This is a genomic window from Microbacterium sp. 22242 (assembly GCF_052045495.1).
In the GTDB taxonomy this organism is placed as follows: domain Bacteria; phylum Actinomycetota; class Actinomycetes; order Actinomycetales; family Microbacteriaceae; genus Microbacterium.
The window spans coordinates 252466-258495 of record NZ_JBQEOZ010000001.1 but is presented as its reverse complement, the minus strand read 5'-3'; the positions used below and the strand labels follow the sequence as shown (position 1 = coordinate 258495).

The following is a 6030-nucleotide window of genomic DNA, read 5'->3' as shown; positions in this document are numbered from 1 at the left end:
CAGCGCCGGCGCGTCGGAGCCACTCACGACACCGGGATGGCGACGGCTTCCGCGGGAGCGCGCGTCGCCTCCCGCGCGAGGAACCAGCCCTCCGCCGCGAACCCGGCGATCATGAGTCCGTTCGACAGGATGCTGCCGACGAGGTCGCCCATCTCGCCGAAGAACCCTCCGGCGAGATCCACCAGCCCGCACAGCGCGATGGCCGCGCCCGCCCAACGCGGGCCGAGGCCCGCGCGCCAGAAGCCGACGCCGAGCGCCACGAAGGCGACCACCAGGACGTCGTGGCCGGACAGCGCCACCGGCGCGAGCGGACTGCCGCCGATGACCCGCATCAGTGCGGACATCTGTCCCCGGTCGAGCGACGGATCGGCCATCGCGATGAAGGCGACGTTCAGACCCAGCAGAAGGGTGTTCGACAGCAGGGACCAGAGGACGAGCCCGATCCCGGTGGGCACGAGGACGCGTCCGCGCGTGAAGCGCCGGCCGGCCAGGAGGCAGATCCCGGCGATGAAGAAGAATGCCGACAGCAGAGTCGCGACGATCGCGGTGGCGGCGCCCACGGAGTGCTCGCCGATCGCGGCGAGCATCGCCGCCGGATCCCCCGGCGATGCCCCGGGAGCCGAGTACTCGGCCACAGCGAAGGCGACAGGGCCGAGCACGAGGCAGACGGCGCCGAGCGTGCGCAGCGCCGGACCGGCGACAGCCGGTGCGGGGTGAATGACGGACATGATGACTCCGATTCCTGAGGGGATGCGCCGCGGTTCGGCGCCGTGATCCGACGGTACGGACGCGTCGGCACCCGCCGGCACGGTGCCCGCCTCCCGGTTCGCGAGGGATCCGGTGGCGGGCAGCCGCCATCCNCGGCGCACCCCCTGTCGCGGCGATGCGGGCGCGTCGATAATGACGACGTGGGCATGCGGCGCTGGGATGTCGTGACGTTCGCCGTCGGCGCGGCCGGAGTGGCGACGATGCCGATCGCGGGCCTCGCCGCCGGTCGGCTCGGCCAGTCGCTGCTTCCGCTGCCCAACGCGCTGGCCTATCTGCTGGTGGGCGGCTACGCGGTGCTGCGCAGGCCGGATCATGGGGCCGCCCGCCGCATGCTCTGGTGGGGCGCGCTCCTTGCGATGGCGTACGGGTGGGGCGCTGCCTACTCGGCCCTGGCGGATGCCGGCGCCCAGAGCTGGGCCGGAATCCTGCTGCTGCACGTCATCATCTGGCTCGCGAGTGCGGCGTCCCTCGGTTTCCTCGTCGTCTTCCCGGACGGGCGCTACCGCACCCGTGCCGACCGCATGATCGTGCGCGCCGCGGTGGCGCTGCTGCCCGTCGCCGCTCTCGCCGAGGTGTTCGGGGTGCCGGTGCTCACCTCGGCCGATTACGTGTGGAACGACCTGACGGCCGCGCCCGCCCCGTGGGCGGTGCCTGCGCTGGCCGCTGTCGGTGACGCGGCCGCGTGGGCGATGCGCCTTGCCACGCCCGTCACCCTCGCGCTCGGTGCGTGCCTGCTGCTGGTGCGGTGGATCCGGTCTGGTCCGACGGATCGACGACGGATCCTGTGGCCGCTCACGGCGGCGGCGGGAGCGGTGGTGCTGACCGTCCTGATGCGCGTGCTGAGCCTCATCGATCCGGGAATGCCGGCGGCACTGCAGTACCTGCTGTACCTGCCGCTCGCGTTCATCGTCCCCGCCGGCCTGCTGATCGGCATGCTCTGGTACGACCTGCTCGATCTCGGAGTCGTGGTGCGCCGGTCGCTGCTGTACGCGGCGCTGTGGGTGGCGATCGGCGCCGGCTACCTCTTGCTGGCAGAGCTCGTCGGAGTCGTGGCGGGGCAACGGCTGCCGCTCGCGCTCGCCGTGGCGACGACGGTCGTGGTGATCGCCGCTGCGGCGGTCGGACGCACACGGCTCACCGCGCTCGCCGACCGGCTCGTGTTCGGCAAGCGGCTGGAGGGCGCGGCGCTCATGGTCGACGTCGGGCGCCGGCTGGACGCCGGTTCCACGCCCGGTGAACTCGCCGCCGCCGTGGCCGAGGCCGTGCGTCAGGGCGTGCGCGCCGAGTGGGTGCGCGTCGAGCTCGGCGGCGAGATCGCAGTCGCCGGCCGGCTCCCCGCGGACGGCGCCGCCGAGGAACCGGTGCTCGTCGCTCCGCTCGCGGCCGAGACCATCCCGCTCGGGCAGGTCGCGTGCGGTCCGCGGGAGATTGGCCGGTACGCCGACCGGGACCGGGCGCTCCTGGAGGCGCTCGCCCGGCAGGCCGCGCTGACGGCGGCGAACAGCGCACTGTCGGCGCAGCTCGCCGCGAAGATCGTCGACTTGCAGGCGTCCCGCACCCGGATCCTGCAGGCCGAAGAGGCAGGACGGCGCCGTCTGGAGCGCGACCTGCACGACGGCGTGCAGCAGCAGCTCGTGGCCTTGCTCACGCGGCTGGGGCTCGCCGTCAATCAGCTCAAACGGGACTCATCGCTCGCCGCCACGACGCTGGCGCAGGCGCGGACGGATGCCCGCACCGCCCTGGAGGATCTGCAGGAGCTGGTGCGCGGCATCCATCCCACCCTGCTGACCGATCGCGGGCTCGTCGCGGCGGTCGAAGAGCGGGCCGCACGCATGCCCATCCCTGTGCGCGTGGTGAGCGAGGGGGCCTCCGGACGCCTGTCCGCAGACGCGGAGGGTGCGGCGTACTTCGCGATCTCCGAGTGCCTCACCAATGCCGTCAAGCACTCGGCGGCCGATCAGGCGACCGTGCGGATCACGCGATCCGACGGCGTCCTCCACGTCGAGGTCTCCGACGACGGCAACGGGTTCGACCCCGCCGCGGGAACGGGAACGGGGCTCGCGGGGCTGCGGGACCGGCTGGAGGCGATCGGCGGCACGTTCGACGTACGATCGGCCCGGGGGGCGGGCACGGACGTCACGATGCGACTGCCCGTGGCGGAGCAGAACGGAGCGGCGCATGTCCGACCGACCGGCTGAGAGACTGCGCGTCGTGATCGCCGACGACAGCTACCTCGTGCGCGAGGGCACCCGCCGCCTGCTCGAGGACTCCGGCGAAGTCGATGTCATCGCCGTCGTCGAGGATGCGGAGACGCTGCAGGCGGTCGTACGCGAGCATCGTCCGGACGTGGTGCTCACGGACATCCGGATGCCGCCCACGCACACCGTGGAAGGCATCGCCGCCGCGCACGCCATCCGTGCCGAGCATCCGCGGATCGGGGTCGTGGTGCTGTCGCAGTACTCCGATGCGGACTACGCCGTTCAGCTTCTCGCCGCCGGCACGGACTGCCTCGGCTACCTGCTGAAGTCGAGCGTGGGCGACCTCGACGACGTCCTGCACGCCCTGCGCGAAGTCGCGGCCGGGCGTTCGGTGGTCGATCCGGGGGTGGTGCAGCGCCTCGTGGAGCGCCGTGTGGCCGAGGCCGCATCACCGCTGACCGCGCTCGCCCCGAGAGAGCTCGACGTGCTGCGGGAGATGGCCGAGGGCAAGACCAACGGCGCGATCGCGCAGACGCTGCACTTGTCGGAGTCGACCATCGAGAAGCACGTGAACGCGATCTTCACGAAACTGGCGCTCTCGGAGGAGCCGACCGTGAGCCGGCGGGTCGCGGCCGTCCTGTCGTATCTGCGGGTCAGTGCTCGCTCAGGACCGGGCGGAGCGACGGCCTCCGGCGGTGCCTAGACGCGCAGCGATCCGACCGCGAGCGAGAGCACGCGGCGACGCTGCTCGTCGTCGTCGTAGGCGACCGCGCTCACGCCGGCGACGAGCTTGACGATGTCGCCGATCTCGAGATCGGCCTTCACCGCGCCGGCCGCCTGGGCGCGCTTCAGCAGCGGCTCCCCCGCGCCGAGCATGACGCCGCGGCATTCTGCGAACACGGACGACTCCCGGTTGAGCCCGTCGAGCAGGACGTGCTTGGTGCCGACGTACTCCACGAACCGGTCCAGCCAGGCTTCCAGAGCCGGCCACGGCTCGAGCCCTGACACGTCGTCGGCGGAGTCGGCGAGAGCGGCGACCTCGCGCAGGTAGAGCGTCTCGATCAGATCGTCGCGCGTCGGGAAATTGCGGTACAGCGTGCCGATGCCGACACCCGCGCGGCGGGCGATGTCCTCCAGCGAGGCGCTGGATCCGTCCTCCGCGAACGCGGCCCGTCCTGCGGCGACGAGGGCGTCGAAGTTCCGCGCCGCGTCGGCACGGCGCGGACGCCGCTCCTCCAGCGTCGCCGTCGCCCGGTTCTCGCCGCCCATCGTGCCGTCCTTCCAGAAAAGTTCGTCGGAGACCTTGCGAACCGGAGGACCCCTCCGGTAATGTCAATCCGGAGGAACCCTCCGTTCGGAGGCCTTCTTCCACTTTACCCCGTTTCTCCAGGCTCCGGAAGGGGAACTCATGTCCCGCTCATCCACTTCGATCCTGGTCGCCATCGCCGTGGCGGTCTCGTCCATCGCGCTTCTGCAGAATCTCGTCATCCCCCTCGTCCCGCTCGTGCAGGCGGAGTTCGGCGTCACCGCCGACGCCGCCAGCTGGACGATGACCGCCTGGCTCATCGCCGCAGCGGTCGCCACCCCCACGCTCGGCCGCGTCGGCGACCTGCGCGGGCGCCGCACCACGTTCCTCCTCACCCTCGCGACCGTCGCCCTCGGCGACGTGCTCGCCGCCGTCGCCCCGAGCCTGACCGTCCTCATCGTCGCCCGCGTGCTGCAGGGCATCGGCGGGGCGCTGTTCCCGCTCGCCTACGGCCTGCTCCGGGACGCGCTGCCCCGGGAGCGGGTGACCGGGGCGATCGGCGTCGTCAGCGCCGTCATCGGCATCGGCGGCGCGGCGGGCACCGTGCTCGCCGGCCCGATCGCCGATCTGGTCGGCTGGCGCGGCACCTTCGCGATCCCGTTCCTCGTCGCCGTGATCGGCGCGTTCCTCACCGTCGTGGCCGTCCGCGACAGCGGCACCAGGGCGCACGGCCGCGTGAACACCCGCTCCTCCCTCCTGCTGTCGGCGTGGCTGGTCGCGCTGCTCGTGCCGCTCAGCGCCGGTGCGCGCTGGGGCTGGAGCTCGCCCGCGACGCTCGCGTTCTTCGGGGTCGCCGTGCTCGCCTTCGCGGCCTGGATCCTCTCCGAACTGCGCTCCGCCGAGCCGCTGGTCGACCTGCGGCTGATGACCTCGGCCGCGATCTGGCCCGCCAACGCCGCCTCGCTGCTGATCGGAGCCGGGGTGTTCGCGTTCTGGGGCTACCTGCCGCAGTTCCTCGAGCTCTCCTCGTCCGCGGGCGGCGGCGGCCTCTCCGTCCGCGACGCGGGGCTGGTGCTCGTCCCGATGCTCGTCGGCATGAGCGGGATCGGCTTCGCGGCCGGCGCGCTCAGCCGGATCGTGTCGCTGCGGACGATGCTCGCGGCCGGTGCGCTGCTGATGGGCGCCTCGGCCGCCTCCGCCGCGTTCGCGCACACCGCCCCGTGGCAGCTCGCCATCGCCGGCGCCGGGTTCGGCATCGGCTGCGGCCTGGCCTACGCCGCCTCCGCGAGCATCGTCGTGCAGGGCGTCCCCGCCGATGTCACGGGCGTCGCGACCGGAGTGAACGCGAACCTCCGCACGATCGGCTCCGCGATCGGGTCTGCCGGGACGGGCGCCATCGTGTTCGGATCCGCTCCGCACGGATCCGCCCCCGGCTTCGCGATGGCCTGGGGACTGGTCGCGGCATGCACGCTCGCGGCCGGCGCGATCGTCTGGGCGGTGCGCACCCGCCCGTCGATCGGAACCGCGAGCGCGCCGGTCCCGGAGCTCGTCGACGCGGTCTGACCGCCGCGCCGAGAACGACACGGGGTGCGGGTTCCGGCAGGTGGAACCCGCACCCCGTCGTCGTCCCGTAGACTGGTGGCGATGTCGGATCATCCGGCATCTCGTCGCCATCCTGGATCCCTGGGCGCGGAGCATGCTCCCGAAGCTGTTCCCCCAAATGCGATCCGGTTCTGCGAGCGGCGACCTGATGCGTCGTTGCGAACCGTTCACCGCGACGCCCTGACCCCGAGGCCGGACACCCGGCCAGGAGATATC

5 protein-coding genes are annotated in these 6030 nt (G+C 72.6%); 3 read left to right on the top strand and 2 right to left on the bottom strand.

The annotated features are described in order from the left end of the window. Window positions 1–23: 23 nt before the first annotated feature. Window positions 24–728 (bottom strand): hypothetical protein, encoded by a 705-nt coding sequence (locus ACTJJZ_RS01195; protein WP_440719338.1) that lies wholly within the window; start codon window positions 726–728, stop codon window positions 24–26. Window positions 729–914: 186 nt separating this feature from the next. Between ACTJJZ_RS01195 and ACTJJZ_RS01190 the strand changes: the two genes are divergently transcribed. Together ACTJJZ_RS01190 and ACTJJZ_RS01185 are read left to right on the top strand one after the other, a co-directional pair. Further along, entirely contained in the window at window positions 915–2966 is a 2052-nt protein-coding gene (locus ACTJJZ_RS01190) for an ATP-binding protein (RefSeq protein WP_440719439.1), read from the top strand. Next, window positions 2947–3669 carry a response regulator transcription factor gene (locus ACTJJZ_RS01185; RefSeq protein ID WP_440719337.1) on the top strand — a complete coding sequence of 241 codons (723 nt, stop codon included), beginning with the start codon at window positions 2947–2949 and terminating at the stop codon, window positions 3667–3669. The genes ACTJJZ_RS01190 and ACTJJZ_RS01185 overlap by 20 nt, the downstream gene beginning before the upstream one ends. Here ACTJJZ_RS01185 and ACTJJZ_RS01180 read toward each other — a convergent pair. Beyond that, window positions 3666–4235: a TetR/AcrR family transcriptional regulator gene (locus ACTJJZ_RS01180; protein ID WP_440719336.1), complete on the bottom strand. Its 570-nt coding sequence runs from the start codon at window positions 4233–4235 to the stop codon at window positions 3666–3668. The genes ACTJJZ_RS01185 and ACTJJZ_RS01180 overlap by 4 nt on opposite strands. Before the next feature lie 139 nt (window positions 4236–4374). Here ACTJJZ_RS01180 and ACTJJZ_RS01175 point away from each other — a divergent pair, with 139 nt between their 5' ends. Beyond that, window positions 4375–5775: an MFS transporter gene (locus tag ACTJJZ_RS01175; protein ID WP_440719335.1), complete on the top strand. Its 1401-nt coding sequence runs from the start codon at window positions 4375–4377 to the stop codon at window positions 5773–5775. Window positions 5776–6030: the final 255 nt, after the last annotated feature.